Origin of the sequence: Microbulbifer thermotolerans (assembly GCF_900112305.1) — a bacterium.
Taxonomy (GTDB): domain Bacteria; phylum Pseudomonadota; class Gammaproteobacteria; order Pseudomonadales; family Cellvibrionaceae; genus Microbulbifer; species Microbulbifer thermotolerans.
The window spans coordinates 38,516-56,495 of sequence record NZ_FOKT01000010.1 but is presented as its reverse complement, the minus strand read 5'-3'; the positions used below and the strand labels follow the sequence as shown (position 1 = coordinate 56,495).

Here is a 17,980-nt window from a genome sequence, read left to right as displayed (position 1 = left end):
CGAATATCCCGCCCCTATGGATTTTGTGCAAACCACGTTTTCGCCTCCGCAATATCCCTGGCGATCCGCGCTTTCAGCGCCTCCAGGGAGGCGAACTTTTCCTCATCACGCAATTTGTGGCAGAACTCCACCGCCAACTCGCGGCCGTAGAGATCGCCATCGAAATCGAACAGGTTAACCTCCAGCAGTGGCTCGGCGCCCGCGCCCTCCACCGTGGGGCGGAACCCCACGTTGGCCACACCGTCGACGGCCTTGCGGCCATCGACAAGCTGCGGGCCTCTGGTTGCGCTGACGCGCACCGTGTATACGCCCACCAATGGCGAACGGTAGCGTTGCAGGCGCACATTGGCGGTGGGCGCCCCCAGCTGTCGCCCCAGCGCCCGCCCCGGCGCCACGCGGCCGGTGATCCGATAAGGCCTGCCGAGCAGCGTCTCCGCCAGCTCAAAATCCGCGGCCTCCAGCGCCGCCCGGATGCGCGTGCTGCTGACCCGCGCACCGCGGATTTCCACCGTTGCCGTATCCTCGACGCTAAACCCGGCCTGCTGCCCCACCCGCTGCAGCAAATGGTAATCACCACTGCGATCGCAGCCGAAGCGGAAGTCATCGCCAACCACTAAATGGCCAATATTCAGTCCATCCACAAGTATGCGCTGAATAAAGCCCTGCGCGCTCAGGCTGCGCAGCTTTTCATTGAACTGGAGGCACAACACCCGGTCCACTCCGGCATCGAACAGAGCCAACACCTTTTCTTTAAAGCGCATCAGTCGCGCCGGCGCCCGCTCACCGGAAAAATACTCATGAGGCTGGGGCTCGAAGATAATCGCAACAGAGGGCAAACCCAACTCTCGGGCACGCCGATTTAACTGCGCGATAATCGCCTGGTGCCCCAGGTGAACGCCGTCAAACGAGCCGATAGTGGCCACGCAGCCTCTGTGACAGGAGCGCAGGTTGTGCAACCCGCGGATCAGTTCGCGCTCTGGGGCCAAAGTGGTCTTTCCATCCTCACGAAATCGAGCGGCGCAGTATAGCGGATAAGTGATTGGCGGTCAGTGACGGAGATTCTGGCCACAAACGCAGTCCCGAGACAGCCACTACTGAGTCGGCGGGTACGGGTTCAACCGGCAGCGCGAAAATGACGGGGCCTCAGGCCAACCACAAAAAGGGTCAACAGATAAGTAGCACCACCACCAGCCACCAGCATGCCCATTCGCCAGGCGCGATCCAACCAGGACCAGTCGCTCCAATCCCGCCAATAGTGCAGCGCCAGCAACAGTACCCCCATCATCGCCAGATTCGCCGCCAGCAGGCGCAGCAAATAAACACCCCAGCCAGCCTCCGGACGATAGATATGGTCGCGGCGCAGTCCCTGGTACAGCAGCCAGGCATTGATCACAGCCTGGCAAGCGGTGGCCAGCGCCAGCCCCATATGACCCAGCCTGAAATAATGATTGAGAGGAATGACGAACGCCAAACTCAACAACATCTTGGCAGCGATGGCGATCAGACCGAAGCGCACCGGCGTATAGGTATCCTGACGGGCAAAGTAGCCCGGCGCCAACACTTTGATCAGCATGAATGCCAGAAGGCCCAGGGAATAAGCGCGCAGCGACCAGGCGGACATTGCCATATCCCGCGGTGCCATAGCCCCGTACTGAAACAATGTCGTCAACAGCGGCTCTGCCAGGGCCACCAGCGCTACTGAAGCCGGCAGTGAGATCAGTGTCACGCTGCGCAGCGCCCAGTCCAGCGTGTGTCGGAAGCGCTCGGGGTCTCCGTCCGCGTGCTGGCGCGACAGACTCGGCAGTATCACCGTAGCCACGGCGACACCGAAAACACCCAGCGGCAACTCCGTCAGACGGTCGGAGAAATACAACCAGGACACACTGCCAGAAGGCAGGAAAGAGGCGAGCAGCGTATCCAGCACCAGACTGATCTGGGTCACGGACACGCCGAAAATGGCTGGCGCCATCAGCCTGAGGATCTTTCGCACCCCGGGGTATTGCCAGTCCCAGCGCGGCCGCGGCAACAGCCCGAGGCGGGCCAGAAATGGAATCTGGAACAGGAGCTGAACAGTACCCGCAGCGGAGACCCCCCAGGCGAGCGCCATGATCTGCGGCTCAAACCAACCCGCGGCAACCGTCGCGGCGGCAATCAGGACCAGATTCAACAGTACCGGGGTCAACGCTGGCACAGCAAAGCGGTCAAAGCTGTTCAAAATCGCCCCGGCAAAGCCTGTCAGGGAAATCAGCATCAAGTAGGGAAAAGTGATGCGCAACATATCCACCGCCAGGTCGAACTTTTCCCGCTCGCCGCCGTCCCACCACCAGCCGAATGCAAAAATTCCCGCCACCAAGGGCGCGCAGAGCACGCCGAACAGGGTTACCAACAGCAGTGTGCCGCCCAAGGCCCCCGCAACCCTGTCATTCAGCTCCCGCGCCGCGGCAATTCCGCCGCTCTGCCGGTACTCGGCCAGTACCGGCACGAAAGCCTGGGCAAAGGCACCCTCGGCGAAAAGGCGGCGAAAAAAATTGGGGATCTTGAAGGCCACAAAAAAGGCATCTGCGGCATCGCCGGCACCGGCAAAGCGCGCCAAAACCATGTCGCGAACCAATCCCATGACCCGGGACAACATGGTCGCGCCCCCGACAATAGAGCTGCCACGCAGCAATCGTGCAGCACCGGAACCGGTACCTCGATCACCCGCATTGCTGTGAGGCTGATTCGGGCTGGCGGGCGGCTGTGACAAAGCGGCGACTCCTGGCAAAAGGGTTGCAATCGGTAGAGGCGTGGCCGCAAAGTCTACCTTAAATTTCCCCCCAAGGACGGAAACCGGGAAGTGTCTGGGTCCTACGGATGCCAGCGCACGAGCCTATACTCGAAATGAGCAAGTGGTGCGTCCCAAAGGAATGGTGGCGCAAGGAGAGAATGGATGGCCATCAATACACTGATGATTGCTCTGGCACTGGCATTGGTGCTGTATGTCGCAGTGGCACTCGGCCCGCGTCCGCAGCGGATAAGAGTGCGCATAGAAGCGCCTCGCGACAACCGTTACCACCGCCAAGGCGGCAGACCAGCCAAAGGGAAGCAAGATCGGTGAGCGCGCGGGGCGGTTGCCATATTTCGCCATAATTGCGCTTGAGTTCGCCATAGCCGCGCCATTTGAGCGCCTCTTTGCGGTTATTAAATAAGTCTCAACCGGGCCGGAAACAGCGTTGGCCCCTCTGAAGACCGACATACCGCAAGGAGACGGATTATGAAAAAAGTACTGATGGTTGCGACTCTGGGTTCCCTCATTGCCACCGGCGCTCAGGCAACAGAGCAGCGAGAAGGGTTCCAGGGATCGAAGCTCACACCGGCCAAGCAGGCCACTGTATTTACCGGAGCCGCGGTAGCCGGCGCCGCAGTGGGTGGTCCGGTCGGGTTTATCGCCGGTGCCCTGGGCGGAGCCTGGCTGGGCGAGCAGATCAAACAAGCAGAAGAGGCAGACATGCTGGCGACACAATTGACCGAGAGCCGCGCAGAACTGAACGATCTGGCACAACAACTCGACGCCGCGCGACTGTCGGCCAACGACGCCAACGAGCTCGCCGTCGACTCCCTGCGGTTTCAACTGCTCTTCACCACCGGCGATGACCAGCTGAAAGAAGGCCAGCTGCGCCAGGTTGAAGCGCTGGCAAACTTTCTCAACCGCCACCCCCAGTTACACGTGCGCCTTGAAGGACGGGCCGATCCCCGCGGCAGCGACGGTTATAACAATGTGCTGTCCGACCAACGCGCTCTTTCCGTCCAACGGGCACTGGAAAGCTACGGCGTCGATGCCACCCGCATCAGCCGCCAGGCACTGGGCGCCACCCATTCCAAGGCCCCGCGCGGCGATGCCGACGCCTACGCAATGGAGCGCCGCGTTGACATCCACTTCAACTTGCCGGAATCCATGGCCGGTAACTTCTGAGTGCCGCGCAACCTCTGACTCATCCGCGTAAGAACTATGGGCCGCACGGCCTTGCCCGGACCGAAAATCCAGGCAGCGCACCGGCCCGCTTATACCCCTCCAGTGCGAACCCCTGTTGTACTTGATGTACTTGCGGGCGCCTGCCGTCCGCCTTTTTGATTTCGCGCCAATAAGGCATCATCCTGCGACATCGCCGCACCGCACCGCCGGAGGGCGTCAGAACGGATTCCAACTTTGTACCAGAACACTCGCGCCTTTACCTATGACCGCCACCATCGCCATTGTTGAAGACGAACGCGCCATCGCTGAAAACTACCGCGACGCCCTGCGCCGCAGCGGCTACCGGGTCGAACTCTACGAATCTCGCCCCGCGGCACTGGATGCCTTTCGGCAGAGACTCCCTGACTTGGCCGTGATCGATGTGGGATTGGGCGCCGAAGTGGAGGGCGGTTTCGAACTGTGCCGCGAACTGCGCGCCATGGCGCCCACCCTGCCGATCCTTTTTCTAACCGCACGCGACTCGGAGCTGGACATCATCTCGGGCCTGCGCCTCGGCGCCGACGACTACCTGACCAAAGATATCTCCCTGCCCCATATGCAGGCGCGCATCAACGCCCTGCTGCGCCGTGTCAGCGTACTGCGGGATCAGAGCGACGACAGTGAAACCCTCACTCAAGGCAAGCTGGAGCTGGACATTTCTCGCCTGCACTGCCACTGGAACGGCGAGCGCGTAGACCTGACAGTGACCGAATTCTGGATAGTGCACGCCCTGGCCAAACGTCCCGGCCATGTAAAGTCCCGCAGCCAGCTGATGGAAGCGGCGCGTGTGGTATTGGATGACAACACTATCACCTCCCACGTAAAGCGCATCCGGCGCAAATTCCAGGCCCTGGATGCCGAATTCAACGCGATCGCCACTGCCTACGGTATGGGCTACCGATGGCGAGCCTGAGGGAAGGCACCCTGACGGTGCAGGTCATGACCACAAAAGACGCGTCCCACTTCCCTCTCCACACCGCCACGGAAAAGTCTCAGCTGCGGCCGGGACAGTCGCGCTATGGGCGCCCCGCCTTCCCAACCCGTTTGTCACTGCATAGGATGACAGCGTGAAACTGCGCCGCCAGCTACTACTCGTCAGCCTGGTCGCCCTGGCACTGCCCTGGGCCGGCTGCCAATACTTGCGCCAAGTGGAGCAAGCGCTGGCCCAAGGGCAGATCCAAGCCCTGGAGGCCACCGCCAGCGCTGTGGCAGCGAGGCTTGCCAGCGCGCCGCAACTGATAGCCCCGGACCCCGAACGCCACGCCCGACCGCCGGGCGCACAACTCTATTTGCACCCCCTGCCCCAGGCACCGCTGCTCGACGGCTACGGCGATGAATGGCGCCAGTGGCGGTTGCCGGCACGACAACTGCCAGACACGGACGGCAGCCCCTTCGCGCAGGTGACCCTGGGCCAGTTCGACAATCACGTCTATCTGTTGTTGACCGTGGCCGACCGCACCCCCGCCCACCACGATCCGCGCACAGGCCTTTTGGCCAGCGGCGACGCAGTCGCAATCCACACCGCTGACCACCACTACACCCTGCCGGTCGCTAGCCAGGGGCCAGTCCACGCCCTCTGGCACAACCCCTCCCGCGGCACAGATGAAAGGGAACTGCGTCTGCGCGGCCGCTGGACTTCCTCCGCCAGCGGCTATCAGCTGGAAATGGCCATCCCCCTTTCCTTGACGGGCGGAGAGCTGGCGCTGGAGATCGCCGACCGCGCCGACAGCGATGGCGGCCAGCCCCGGCGCAACGCCGGCACCCTGCCTGCGGACGGCCGCCCCGGCAAGCTGGTGCGGCCCCTGCCCCAACTGCAGGCGGAACTGGATCATTTCGCGCGCCCCCAACTGCATTTGGCTGTTGTGGACAGCGAGGGCTTCCTGCTCGCCGGCAGCGGACAGATAGAAGCGGCTTATGAAAAAGAATCGCAATTCTGGCTGCGCAGCTGGATCTACCGCCGACTGCTGAGCGGAGAGCCCCAGTCCCCCATGCCAGAGGACACTCTGCCCTCAACCCTGACCCAAAACCGCGTCACCGCCCGGCAATGGTTCCGCGGCCCTTTCGCGAGCCGCATCGGCGCCGTCAGCGTGCCAGTCGTCACCCGCGCCGACGATGTCGTCGAGCGCCCCTTGCTGGGCCGGGTTATCGCTCTGCAATCCGGCCAGGTACTACAGTCCCTGACAGAGTCCGCCGCCCATCGCCTGTGGCTGATCAGTTGTGTCGCTGCCGGTACTGCGCTGTTACTTCTGCTGGGTTACGCCAGCTGGCTGTCCTGGCGCATCCGCCGCCTGCATCGCGCGGCGCAAAATGCCGTAGATGCCAGCGGGAAATTGCGCGGCAACTTCCCCCGCTCGCGCATGGACGACGAACTGGGCGCGCTGAATCGAGCCTTCGCCAGCCTGCTCGCCGAGCTGGATCAGTACCACCAGTATTTGCGTACCCTGGCGAGCAAACTGTCCCACGAATTGCGCACCCCCCTGGCCGTCGTACGTTCGTCCCTCGACAACTTGGCCGCCGGGACGCTCGACGAACAGAACCGCCGCTACGCCGAGCGGGCCATGGAGGGCAGCGCCCGCCTTTCCGGCATTCTCAACAGTCTGGCCGCCGCCAGCCATCTAGAAGCCAGCATCCAACAGGCGGAAAGGGAAGACTTCGATTTGGCGGACCTGCTGGAAGTGCTGATACAAAGCTACGCGGACGCCCAGCCAGGGCACAAATTCACTCTGGAGAAACCCTACGGCACAATGCCGCTTTGCGGCGCTCCGGAACTACTGGCCCAGCTGCTGGACAAGCTGGTGGATAACGCCTGCAGTTTCGCGCCCGCCGGCAGTGAGATTCGGGTCTCGCTGCAGCCGTCGGCGGACTGGTACCGGCTGTCGGTGGAAAACGACGGCCCATTGCTGCCGGAAGGCTATACACAAAAGCTGTTCGACTCCCTTGTCTCAATACGCGACGACGGGGGCAAAGCGGGCCACCTGGGCCTGGGCCTGCATATCGCCCGGCTAATCGCCGATTTCCACCGCGGGCGCCTGACGGCGACCAACCGCGAAGACGGCAGCGGGGTGATCTTCACTCTCGAACTGCCCCGCTAGACCAGCGCCGCGCACAACCCTCCCCAGCGGTTGACAAACAACCAGCGGTGGGGATAATGTCGCGTCCCGATCGGGCCCACGGGGCCTGTTAGTTAGAGATTTATTAAGATTCCAGACAGGAGCAACCGGTGGCCAACTCACCTCAAGCGAAGAAACGCGCGCGCCAAAACGACAAGCGCCGCAAGCACAACGCCAGTCTGCGCTCCATGGTGCGCACCTACATCAAGAAGGTAGTTGCGGCCATCAATGCAGGCGACGCGGAAAAAGCCAAAGCAGCCTACGCAGAAGCGGTACCAGTGATCGACCGCATAGCGGACAAAGGCATTATTCACAAGAATAAGGCCGCCCGTCACAAGAGCCGCCTGAACGCGCAAATCAAGAAGCTGGCTGCTTAAGTAGCTACGCAGGGGAACCCCCTGAAGTTACCCACAAAAAAGCCCCGCCAACGGCGGGGCTTTTTTGTGGGTAATCTGAAACTGCCCCAAAGCTAACCGCGAGCCTTACCTTCACCTTCCTCACCAGAATAGCGATCCAAAAAGCGCTCGTACTTGGGCAGGAGCTCATCCGCCCACCGCAACTGCTGCCTCATGACGGCCTCCGAGATATCAATGGCCATCAACACCTTGTCCGGAGACACAAAGAGCTCCGAATAAACAATATCGTGAATCCGCCCGTTCAACTCCTCAAACTGGGCATTAACACTGTACAAAGCAAAAGCCTCGTGCAGCAATTCAGGGTCGACCGAGCTCGCCAAGGCATTGTGGGACAGGTACTCCCAGGAGGAGTCATCCAAATCCAAAATCCGATAACCGTGGAAACGCCCAATAAGCTCCCGCAGACTCTTGTCTGCCGGCAACTCCTGGCGCAGATCGAGCAGCGCCGACAGCCGCACATCAACCATCTCGCGAAAGCTGCGCAACTCTTCGGCGTTGAGCGCCATTTCCTGCAGCAGCCGGTCCGTCGCCTCGCGCGCGGCCTGCTTCGCCACCATCTCTTCGCGGATATTATTCACCAGCAGCGCCGCCAGAACACCGATCAGAACCACCAGAGTATCCAGCAGCAGGCGGCGCACATCCGCCCGAAAGAAACCCAATCTCATCGTCTCTCCCCGCCTTCATCGCCCGAAACGGCTGCACCTCCCCTCCCCCACAATCGGCGAAGAGAAAACAAAAAGCTAATTCGCCTACAACAGTATCAGGTTGTCGCGATGGATCAACTCATCGTCGTCGCGGTAACCGAGCAGTTCCACAAACTTCTCCGACGGCTGGCGGAGTATCTTCGCCGCCTCACCACTATCGTAATTGACCAAGCCTCGAGCTATCTCCTCACCGGCACTGTTGCGGCAGGAAACCAGCTCGCCGCGATGAAAGCGCCCCTCCACAGCGGTAACACCAACGGCCAACAGGCTCTTGCCCCCTGTGCGCAACGCCAACTCGGCGCCGCTGTCCAAGGTCAAAGCACCGCGCACCTGCAGCTGGCCTGCCAGCCAGCGCTTGCGCGCGGTCAAGGGGTCAGACTCGGGCGTCAGCATGGTCCCCAGCGGCTCGCCGGCACAGACCCTCTCAATTACGCTCTCCCGCGCGCCACCAGCGATTACAGTGCAGGCACCAGACCGAGCCGCCAGCTGCGCGGCGCGCACCTTGGTAGCCATACCACCGCGACCGAGGCCACTGCGGGAACCCCCCGCCATGGTTAACAGCTTCGGATCCGCAGCCGACGCCTCTCCAATCAACTCCGCCTGGGGATTGTCGCGGGGGTCCTGGGAGAAGAGGCCGTCGGCATCCGTTAGGATCAGCAGCGCATTCGCCTCAACCAGATTGGCCACTAGTGCCGCCAGAGTATCGTTGTCGCCAAACCGGATCTCGTCAGTAGTCACCGTATCGTTTTCATTGACGATGGGTACGGCACCAAGAGACAACAGCGTCCGCAGAGTACTGCGCGCATTCAGATAGCGGGTGCGGTTGGAAAGATCGTCGTGGTCGAGCAATATCTGCGCCACACGGCAATCGAATTGACCGAAGGCGTGTTCGTACACCTGCACCAAGCGGCTCTGACCTATGGCGGCGGCCGCCTGCAACTGATGAATAGATTCGGGGCGCCGGCGCCAGCCGAGGCGGTCCATACCCGCCGCAACGGCGCCGGAGGAAACAAGAATTACCTCTATTCCGCGATCGCGCAGCGCCGCTATCTGCCCCGCCCAGTTTAAAATGGCCGCGCGGTTTACCCCTCTTCCATTATCGGTTAGTAGAGCACTGCCGATTTTGATAACCCAGCGCTTGCCTGATGCAAGCCGCTGACGAGACGAACCGGAGTCCATTTTCCCGCTCCCAACCCCTTTGATAGGCGCCACTGGCGCTCAAGTTGCCCCCTCGACCTGCCCCGCAAGCGGGAGAGGAGAAAAAAATCGCAGGCCGCGCAGGGCGGCTCCGAATACCGCATTAGTGCCGGTATTCTATCTCGACATCGTAATCGTCGTCCTCATCATCGTCGTCCAGCCCTTTGGCTGCACGGCGTTTGGCACGCTGAATTTCCCTCAACTCCTCAATACGCACACGAGCCTCGCGCTGCATCTGATGCTGGGACTCAAGCTCCGCGGCGGCCGCTTCGGGATCGGCAACCTCTTCGGCCCTGCGCTCCTCCAGGTAGTCCATCAGGCGCCCCGCAAGCAAGTCCGTACCCTCGCCGCGGATGGCTGCCACCCGGAACACCGGCCCCTTCCAATCCAGGGCCTCGACGATCGCATCACAGCGCTGATCGAGCTCTGCGGCCGGCACCAAGTCGGTTTTACTCAGCACCAACCAGCGCTCACGCCCGGCCAGAGTGGGACTAAAAGCGGCCAACTCCCGCTCAATAACACGGGCGTTTTCCACCGGGTCCGAATCGTCGAACGGAGCCAGGTCCACCAAGTGCAACAGCACCCGACAGCGAGTCAGATGCTTGAGGAAGCGGATACCCAGGCCGGCCCCCTCAGCAGCCCCCTCGATCAGACCGGGGATATCGGCAATCACAAAGCTGCGATGCTTCTGCACCTGGACCACACCCAGGTTGGGCACCAGCGTAGTAAACGGATAGTTGGCCACCTTGGGTTTGGCCGCGGACACAGCGCGGATAAAAGTGGACTTGCCGGCGTTCGGCAGTCCGAGCATGCCCACGTCCGCCAGCACTTTCAGCTCAAGCTTCAGGTTGCGCTCTTCACCCGGGGTACCATTGGTAGTCTGGCGCGGCGCGCGGTTGGTGCTGGATTTAAAACGCGTGTTACCGAGACCGTGAAAGCCGCCCTGGGCCACCAGCAGGCGCTCGCCGACCTCGGTCATGTCGCCGAGCGTCTCCCCGGTATCCACATCGATCACTGTGGTACCTACCGGCACCTTTAAAATCAGATCCTCGCCCTTGGCTCCAGTGCAGTTGCGGCCGCGGCCGGGCTCGCCGCTGCCGGCCGCATAACGGGTCTGGTAGCGGTAATCCACCAGTGTATTCATGGCGTCATCGGCAACTAGGTAGACGGAACCGCCATCGCCGCCGTCACCGCCATCCGGACCACCCTTCTCGACAAACTTTTCCCGCCGAAAGCTCAGGCAACCGTTACCCCCCTTTCCGGCCTGGACGTGAATAGAGGCCTCATCGACAAATTTCATGCTCACTCCGCCGCTGTAGCGCTTGTTTTCCTCTACCGCAGTGTAATCTGCTCGGCCTTCAACCCCGCCAATTGCCAGCGAACTGCCGGCGCCACGGACATTCTAAGCCCTCCAGACAACAAAAAGCCCCGCTCAAGCGGGGCTTTTTGTGAACATCGGGTACAGAGCCGCTCAGGCAGTTTCAATAGAAACAAACTTGCGCTTGTGAGGACCCTTCACCTCGAACTTCACAACACCATCCGCAGTGGCGAACAGGGTGTGGTCCTTGCCCATGCCTACGTTGACGCCGGCGTGGAACTTGGTGCCGCGCTGACGCACGATGATATTGCCTGCCACTACAGACTGGCCGCCAAAGCGCTTCACGCCCAGGCGTTTACTTTCGGAATCGCGACCGTTGCGCGTACTACCGCCAGCTTTCTTGTGTGCCATGAGTCGTTACTCCTCTGTTATGCCTTGATACCAGTGATTTTCACTTCGGTATACCACTGGCGGTGGCCCTGACGCTTCATGGAGTGCTTGCGACGGCGGAACTTGATGATTTTCACCTTCTCGCCGCGACCGTGGCTGACCACTTCGGCAGTCACTTTAGCGCCGTCTACAACGGGGGCACCGATGTTGATCTTGTCGCCATCAACAACCATCAGCACCTTGTCGAAATCAATGGTTTCGCCGGTGGCTACTTCCAGCTTTTCCAGGCGAAGAACCTCGCCCTCTTCCACGCGGTGCTGCTTGCCACCGCTCTCAATTACAGCGTACATATCTATGCTCCGATACGGACGACACGAAGCAGCGGCAGGCCCTAGCAGTGAGCCATTATCCGCATTTTGGGAGCTTGCGCCGTGTTATTTCACTCGAACCGCCACCGAACCCAAGGCCCGGTTTAAGCGGGGCGCAGATTCTAATCAATTCATCCGGTTGATACAATAGCGCCTTTCGCCAGCCGGACACCCCGGCAAATCACGCTCAAGTAGTACAAGGAACCCTCGCATGCTGCCTTTTCACCGGGCCGCCGCCGATGACTTTGCCGCGGTCAACCAGCGCATCCTAGACCAACTGCACTCCGACGTTCCCCTGGTGGAAAACATCGGCCACTACCTGGTTGAAGCTGGCGGCAAGCGTCTCCGCCCGCTGCTGGTACTCCTGTGCGCCCGCGCCGTCGGCTACAAGGGCGCCGACCACATTGACCTGGCAGCGATTATCGAGTTTATCCACACAGCCACCCTGCTGCACGACGACGTGGTGGACACCTCCGACAGGCGCCGCGGCCGCCTGACCGCCAACGCCAAATGGGGTAACGCCCCCGCCGTGCTGGTGGGCGACTTCCTCTACTCACGCGCTTTTCAGATGATGGTCGCGCTGCAAAATATGAAGATCATGGCCATCCTCTCGGAAACCACTAACACCATTGCCGAAGGCGAAGTTCAGCAGCTGGTCAATGCCGGGGATCCGGCGGTGAGCGAGGAAAATTACTTTACCGTGATCCACAAGAAAACAGGCGCCCTGTTCGAGGCCGCCTGTGAAACCGCTGCGGTACTGGCCGGGTGCCCGCCACAGCAGCGGGAAGCGCTAAAGCACTACGGCCGCGCCCTCGGCCTGGCTTTCCAGTTAGTGGATGACGCCCTCGACTACCGCGGTAACCCCGAAGAGCTGGGCAAAAATGTCGGAGACGACTTGGCGGAAGGCAAGCCGACCCTGCCGTTGATCTACACCATGGCCAACGGCTCAAAAGCGCAGGCGGCCCTGGTCCGCGAAGCAATTGAGCAGCGCAGCAGTGCAAAGCTGGCGGAAATTGTCGAGGCAATCGAGTCCTGTGGCGCCCTGGAATACACCATGGAGCGGGCGCGAGCGGCTGCGGACGAGGCGAAAAATCGGCTGGCGTTTCTGCCGGAGGGGGATCAGAAGACCGCTTTGCTGCAACTGGCGAGTTTTGCCGTGGAAAGGTCCACCTGACGTTTTTTTGAGGGGGCGGATTTGAGCCCGCCCCTTGGCCCGTGAAAGTTCCTATCAGCCGCGAATCAAACGCAGCAGCTCCTCGGTCTTCTCTTTCATCAGCACTTTATCCCCGCGGGACTCTACATTCAGGCGCACCACCGGCTCGGTATTGGACATGCGCACGTTGAAGCGCCAATCAGCGAAGGCGACGCTGAGGCCATCCACGTGCTCTACGCTTTCGGCAGCGGGACCATACTTCTCTTCCACCACTTTCAGCAAAGTGGCCGGATCTGCCACCTTGGAGTTGATTTCACCGGAGCAGGGGAAAGCGGCCATACGCTCACCCACCAACTGGGACAACGGCTTGCCACTGCGACTGACCAGCTCGGCCACCAGCAGCCAGGGAATCATTCCGCTGTCGCAATAAGCGAAATCCCGGAAGTAGTGGTGCGCACTCATTTCCCCGCCATAGATAGCGTCTTCCGCGCGCATACGCTCCTTGATAAAGGCATGTCCCGTCTTGCTCTGAATAGCTTCACCGCCAGCGGCACGGACGATGTCCTGGGTATTCCAGACCAGGCGCGGATCGTGAACGACTTTTGCACCCTTGTGCTTCGAAAGGAAGGCTTCAGCCAGCAGGCCAACCACATAGTAGCCTTCAATAAAGTCGCCGTTCTCATCAAAGAAAAAGCAGCGATCAAAATCCCCATCCCAGGCGATACCGAAGTCAGCACCGCTCTCGCGCACCGCCGCCGCGGTGGCCCCGCGGTTTTCTGGCAGAATGGGATTGGGGATACCATTGGGAAAGCTGCCGTCCGGCTCGTGGTGTATCCGCACAAACTCGAACGGCAAATGGGGTGCCAGCGCATCCACCACGCTACCGGCGCCGCCATTGCCGGCATTGACCACCAGCTTGAGCGGTTTGAGCCCCTCGACATCCACATAGCCCAGCAGGTGTTGAACAAAGTCAGCCCGGTGCTCATAGCGGGCGATATCACCGCGTTTTTCCACCGCTGCGAAATCGTTTTCTTCCGCCAAGCGCTTGATATCCTTGAGGCCCGTATCACCGCTGATCGGGCGCGCGCCAGCGCGCACAAACTTCATTCCGTTGTAGTCCATCGGATTATGACTGGCGGTCACGCAGATACCGCCATCAAAACCGCCGTGAAAGGTGGCGAAATAAACCTCTTCGGTACCGCACTGACCGATATGGAATACGTCGGCGCCCGCATCGCGCAAGCCGTCCGCCAGGGCATCGGTCAACTCGCCGCTCGTCAGGCGGATATCGTGCCCTACAACCACGCGTTTTGCGCCCAGGAACTGAGCGAAAGCGCGGCCGACGCGATAAGCGATATCGGCGTTCAACTCATCGGGCACCCGCCCGCGCAGGTCGTAGGCCTTGAAGCAGGTCAGCTCGGTCATTTACTTTTTCTCCGCGGCGTCGATTCGGGCTTGCTCCGGCAGATAGACATTTTCGTAGACGTAGTTGGTGGCTTCGATAAAGCCATCCACGGAGCCGCAGTCGAAGCGGCGTCCCTTAAACGCATAGGCCAATACACAGCCGCGCTGCGCCTGCGCCAGCAAGGCATCAGTTATCTGCACTTCTCCGTTCTTGCCCGGTGGCGTCTCGCGGATGAGTTCGAAGATGTCCGGAGTGAGAATATAGCGGCCGATAATGGCCATATTACTGGGCGCCTCCTCGGCGGGCGGCTTCTCCACCATGTCGGTGACCTGATAGAGACCCGGCTTGATCTCATTGCCGGCGATAACACCAAATTTATGGATCTGTTCCCTGGGCACTTCTTCCACAGCCACAATGCTGCAGCGGAACTGCTTGTATAGCTGTACCATCTGCCCCAGAACACCCAGCTCTTCGTTCAGGCACAGGTCATCCGCCAGCACGACGGCGAAAGGCTCATCACCGATCAGGCGCCGGCCTTGTAATATCGCGTCGCCAAGGCCGCGCATTTCCCCCTGGCGCGTATAGGAGAAGCTGGCGTCACTGATAACACGGCGAATGCACTCGAGATATTTCTCCTTGCTGGTGCCGGCAATCTGTTGCTCCAGCTCGAAATTGGTATCGAAATGGTCCTCGATGGCGCGCTTACCGCGACCGGTCACAAAGCCAATTTCGGTGAGCCCGGCCTCAATCGCCTCCTCTACCCCATATTGCACCAGCGGCTTGTTCACCAGGGGCAGCATCTCTTTGGGCATGGCCTTGGTGGCCGGCAGGAACCGGGTGCCGTAGCCGGCAACCGGGAATAGACATTTTTTCAGCATTCTTATCCTCTGCTCTCTCTGTTTCGCAGCGCCATCCCGCGTCAAACGACGAAACTTATCACAATTTTGTTACACAAATCATGCACATGGGATGCCATAAATCGCCGCCCACCTGGCGCTCCCCCTTGCGGGCAAATGTTACAGCTTTGTGGCAGACAGCCCCATATTGGTCACAGATAGGATCATGACCGACTGGACAAGCTATCCTCAAACCTTAGAATGCCCGCTCTTGCAAAAGCGCCCAAGGTCGATGGCGCAAACACCCAAAGACGGGGAGAAAATGAGTAATTTTGTTCAAAAAAGCAGCTACAGCAAAGAAGAACTGCTGGCTTGCTCACGCGGTGAGATGTTCGGTCCCGGCAACGCCCAGTTGCCCGCCCCCAATATGCTGATGCTCGACCGCATCACCCACATTTCTAAAGACGGTGGGGCCTACGGCAAGGGCGAATTGATCGCCGAACTGGATATACACCCGGACCTCTGGTTCTTCGAATGCCATTTCCCCGGCGATCCGGTGATGCCGGGCTGTCTGGGACTGGATGCCATGTGGCAGCTGCTTGGCTACTTCCTGGCCTGGAAGGGCAACCCCGGTCGCGGCCGCGCGCTCGGTTGCGGCGAAGTGAAGTTCACCGGTCAAATACTGCCGACAAGCAAAAAGGTCACCTACCACATCCAGATGAGTCGCCTAGTGGAGCGGAAACTGGTCATGGGTATCGGCGACGGCACTGTCTCCGTGGACGGCCGCGAGATCTATACGGCAAAAGACCTGCGTGTGGGCCTGTTTACCCGCACCGATAATTTTTGAGTCCGACCCGACACGTTCGCCGCAAACTTATTCTGACAAGAATAACTAGGTACACTGTCGAAAAGTCTTACTGGAGATCACTATGCGCCGGGTTGCTATTACCGGAATGGGCATCACTTCCTGCATCGGTACCAATACAGAGGAAGTGACCGCTTCCCTAAAAGCGGGACGCAGCGGCATCCGCTTTATGGAGGAGTACCGCGAACTGGGCCTGCGCAGTCAGGTCGCCTGCCCGGTGGATATCGATTTCAAGGAGCATATCGACCGCAAGGTGCTGCGCTTTATGGGGGACTCCGCCGCTTACGCATACATCGCGATGAAAGAAGCCGTCGCCATGTCCGGCCTGGAGGAAAGCGATATTTCCAATCCCCGCACCGGCATAGTAATGGGCTCCGGCGGCACCGCCACCCGCGAGATCATCGACGCTGCGCAGACTCTGAAGGAAAAGGGCGTACGCCGCGTCGGCGCCTACCGGGTGCCTCAGGTGATGGGCAGCACTGTATCGGCCTGCCTGGCCACCCCTTTCAAAATCAAGGGCGTCAACTACAGCATCTCCTCCGCCTGCGCCACCAGCGCGCACTGTATCGGCAATGGTGCTGAGCTGATCCAAATGGGCAAGCAGGATATCGTCTTTGCTGGTGGCGGCGAAGAACTGGCCTGGAGCCTGACTCATCTGTTTGATGCCATGGGCGCCCTCTCCACTAAATACAACGATGAGCCCACCCGCGCCTCCCGCCCCTACGACGCGGACCGGGACGGCTTCGTAATCGCCGGTGGCGGCGGCTGCCTTGTACTGGAGGAAATGGAACACGCCAGGGCTCGCGGCGCCAAAATCTACGCGGAGCTCGTTGGTTACGGCGCCACCTCCGACGGCTACGACATGGTGGCCCCCAGCGGGGAAGGCGCCGTGCGCTGCATGCAGCAGGCACTGGGCGGGATGGACGGCAAAGGATTGGAAGGCGGGGTGGACTACATCAATACCCACGGCACCTCGACACCAGTCGGTGACGTGGCGGAACTCAAGGCTATGCGCGAGGTCTTCAGCGACAAGGTGCCAGCGTTCGCCTCCACCAAGTCCCTGACCGGCCACTCTCTGGGCGCCGCCGGTGTGCAAGAGGCCATTTACTGCCTGCTGATGATGCAGAACGGCTTTATCGCCGCTTCGGCCAACGTGGACAATCTGGATCCCGCCGCCGAAGGTATGGACTTGGTGACTCAGATGCGGGAACAAGAGATCGGTCGCGCCATGTCCAACAGCTTTGGCTTCGGCGGTACCAACGCCTGCCTAATATTCGACAAGGTCGAGTAATTCGCCGGGTGCGGAACAGAGCTTCCGCACCTTCCCGCCTACTATGCCGCGCGACTGGCCAGGGACCTGCACAGCCTCAAAGCGCGAATTCGTCGCGCCGCATTTTTCCCAGCCGCTCCAGCCACAACTCCACCTGCCGGGTCAGCCCCTGGCGCCAGCTGCGCTGCTGTATTCCAAACACATCGCGCAATTTTCCGCAGGCCAGGACTACACTGCGGGCTTCCCCTTCCTCCAACGGGCTGAGCGCTGCAGATAGGTCCTCGTCACAAAAAGACTGGGCGCGCTCCACCACTTCCCGCGCAAACTCCATGGCCGTGCAACTATCCGCGGAACCGTAGTGGTAGATGCCGGATGAGGGGGCGCCACTGGCCAGCTGCTGCGCCACAGCCACCGTGACCCTGGCCATGTCCGACACAGTCACCGGACTGCCGCGACTCTGATCGTCCAGGGACACAGGCCGACCCGCCACCAGACTCCGCAAGATACGCCCCAGCAAGGCATCTTCATCGAGGTCCACCATCCAGCCGAAACGCAATGTGATCAGGTTTTCGCACCCGCCCAGCGCCGCTTCACAGGCCAGCCACTCGCACCCGGCTTCGCAGTCCGGCTGCGGCAGAGCCTCCTCATCGTAAACTTTGCGCTCGCCGCCCCTGAATACTTGACAAGAGGACAGGTGGATCAGATTGCCGCTATTTATCTGCGCGAGCTGCTCGCACACATCCAGTGCGGTGGACATGCCCCGACGTCCCCCGCAAGCAGAGGCATTGATCACAATGGATCCCGGACGCAACTCACCCAACTCTGCCGCGGCCAACAGCTGCACGCGAAACCCGGCGCGCTGCAGGCGTTTCTGCAGCGCGGCGTCCAGGGCGCTGCCAACGCCGATTACCGCGACGGAATCCGGCTGATAACCGGTGTGATGCTCCTGCACGGGAC

At 60.8% G+C, this 17,980-nt stretch carries 18 protein-coding genes; 8 read left to right on the top strand and 10 right to left on the bottom strand.

Annotated features, from left to right (window positions below; genetic code table 11):
• Positions 1 to 14: 14 nt before the first annotated feature.
• On the bottom strand, positions 15 to 986 hold the full coding sequence (gene ribF / locus BM155_RS15310) for a bifunctional riboflavin kinase/FAD synthetase (RefSeq protein ID WP_067151150.1): 972 nt from the start codon (positions 984 to 986) through the stop codon (positions 15 to 17).
• A gap of 128 nt (positions 987 to 1,114) precedes the next feature.
• Positions 1,115 to 2,665: a murein biosynthesis integral membrane protein MurJ gene (gene murJ, locus BM155_RS15305; RefSeq protein WP_302848372.1), complete on the bottom strand. Its 1,551-nt coding sequence runs from the start codon at positions 2,663 to 2,665 to the stop codon at positions 1,115 to 1,117.
• Between the two features lie 264 nt (positions 2,666 to 2,929).
• On the opposite strand from murJ, the gene BM155_RS17335 reads away from it, so the two are divergent.
• The 5 genes from BM155_RS17335 (at position 2,930) to rpsT (ending at position 7,478) form a co-directional block, all read left to right on the top strand.
• Positions 2,930 to 3,097: a hypothetical protein gene (locus BM155_RS17335; protein WP_156481411.1), complete on the top strand. Its 168-nt coding sequence runs from the start codon at positions 2,930 to 2,932 to the stop codon at positions 3,095 to 3,097.
• Positions 3,098 to 3,253: 156 nt separating this feature from the next.
• Positions 3,254 to 3,952: an OmpA family protein gene (locus BM155_RS15300; protein WP_067151147.1), complete on the top strand. Its 699-nt coding sequence runs from the start codon at positions 3,254 to 3,256 to the stop codon at positions 3,950 to 3,952.
• 262 nt (positions 3,953 to 4,214) lie between these two features.
• On the top strand, positions 4,215 to 4,904 hold the full coding sequence (gene pdsR, locus BM155_RS15295) for a proteobacterial dedicated sortase system response regulator (protein ID WP_067151145.1): 690 nt from the start codon (positions 4,215 to 4,217) through the stop codon (positions 4,902 to 4,904).
• Positions 4,905 to 5,058: 154 nt separating this feature from the next.
• Positions 5,059 to 7,083: an ATP-binding protein gene (locus BM155_RS15290; RefSeq protein ID WP_067151142.1), complete on the top strand. Its 2,025-nt coding sequence runs from the start codon at positions 5,059 to 5,061 to the stop codon at positions 7,081 to 7,083.
• Positions 7,084 to 7,211: 128 nt separating this feature from the next.
• The gene (gene rpsT / locus BM155_RS15285) at positions 7,212 to 7,478 is read left to right on the top strand and encodes a 30S ribosomal protein S20 (protein WP_067151139.1); all 267 of its coding nucleotides are present in this window, start codon (positions 7,212 to 7,214) and stop codon (positions 7,476 to 7,478) included.
• A 92-nt stretch (positions 7,479 to 7,570) separates the two neighbouring features.
• On the opposite strand, the gene BM155_RS15280 is transcribed toward rpsT, so the two are convergent.
• The 5 genes from BM155_RS15280 to rplU all read right to left on the bottom strand — a co-directional run bounded on the left by BM155_RS15280 (position 7,571) and on the right by rplU (position 11,476).
• The gene (locus BM155_RS15280; protein ID WP_067151135.1) at positions 7,571 to 8,182 is read right to left on the bottom strand and encodes a hypothetical protein; all 612 of its coding nucleotides are present in this window, start codon (positions 8,180 to 8,182) and stop codon (positions 7,571 to 7,573) included.
• Between the two features lie 84 nt (positions 8,183 to 8,266).
• Positions 8,267 to 9,400: a glutamate 5-kinase gene (proB, locus tag BM155_RS15275; RefSeq protein ID WP_074904035.1), complete on the bottom strand. Its 1,134-nt coding sequence runs from the start codon at positions 9,398 to 9,400 to the stop codon at positions 8,267 to 8,269.
• A gap of 121 nt (positions 9,401 to 9,521) precedes the next feature.
• Positions 9,522 to 10,718, bottom strand: coding sequence for an Obg family GTPase CgtA (gene cgtA / locus BM155_RS15270; protein WP_074904032.1), 1,197 nt, complete (start codon positions 10,716 to 10,718; stop codon positions 9,522 to 9,524).
• 171 nt (positions 10,719 to 10,889) lie between these two features.
• Entirely contained in the window at positions 10,890 to 11,147 is a 258-nt protein-coding gene (gene rpmA, locus BM155_RS15265; RefSeq protein ID WP_067151126.1) for a 50S ribosomal protein L27, read from the bottom strand.
• Between the two features lie 17 nt (positions 11,148 to 11,164).
• Positions 11,165 to 11,476 (bottom strand): 50S ribosomal protein L21, encoded by a 312-nt coding sequence (gene rplU, locus BM155_RS15260; protein WP_067151123.1) that lies wholly within the window; start codon positions 11,474 to 11,476, stop codon positions 11,165 to 11,167.
• 229 nt (positions 11,477 to 11,705) lie between these two features.
• Between rplU and ispB the strand changes: the two genes are divergently transcribed.
• Entirely contained in the window at positions 11,706 to 12,668 is a 963-nt protein-coding gene (gene ispB, locus BM155_RS15255) for an octaprenyl diphosphate synthase (RefSeq protein ID WP_067151120.1), read from the top strand.
• A 54-nt stretch (positions 12,669 to 12,722) separates the two neighbouring features.
• On the opposite strand, the gene BM155_RS15250 is transcribed toward ispB, so the two are convergent.
• Positions 12,723 to 14,072 (bottom strand): phosphohexomutase domain-containing protein, encoded by a 1,350-nt coding sequence (locus BM155_RS15250; protein ID WP_067151117.1) that lies wholly within the window; start codon positions 14,070 to 14,072, stop codon positions 12,723 to 12,725.
• Positions 14,073 to 14,930: a UTP--glucose-1-phosphate uridylyltransferase GalU gene (gene galU, locus BM155_RS15245; protein WP_067151114.1), complete on the bottom strand. Its 858-nt coding sequence runs from the start codon at positions 14,928 to 14,930 to the stop codon at positions 14,073 to 14,075.
• A gap of 280 nt (positions 14,931 to 15,210) precedes the next feature.
• Here galU and fabA point away from each other — a divergent pair, with 280 nt between their 5' ends.
• Positions 15,211 to 15,735, top strand: coding sequence for a 3-hydroxyacyl-[acyl-carrier-protein] dehydratase FabA (fabA, locus tag BM155_RS15240; protein ID WP_067157329.1), 525 nt, complete (start codon positions 15,211 to 15,213; stop codon positions 15,733 to 15,735).
• 82 nt (positions 15,736 to 15,817) lie between these two features.
• A complete protein-coding gene (fabB, locus tag BM155_RS15235) occupies positions 15,818 to 17,044 on the top strand; it encodes a beta-ketoacyl-ACP synthase I (protein WP_074904029.1) in 1,227 nt (408 codons plus the stop codon).
• A gap of 76 nt (positions 17,045 to 17,120) precedes the next feature.
• Here fabB and BM155_RS15230 read toward each other — a convergent pair whose 3' ends face one another.
• Positions 17,121 to 17,975: a sugar nucleotide-binding protein gene (locus BM155_RS15230; protein WP_067151108.1), complete on the bottom strand. Its 855-nt coding sequence runs from the start codon at positions 17,973 to 17,975 to the stop codon at positions 17,121 to 17,123.
• Between the last annotated feature and the right edge of the window lie 5 nt (positions 17,976 to 17,980).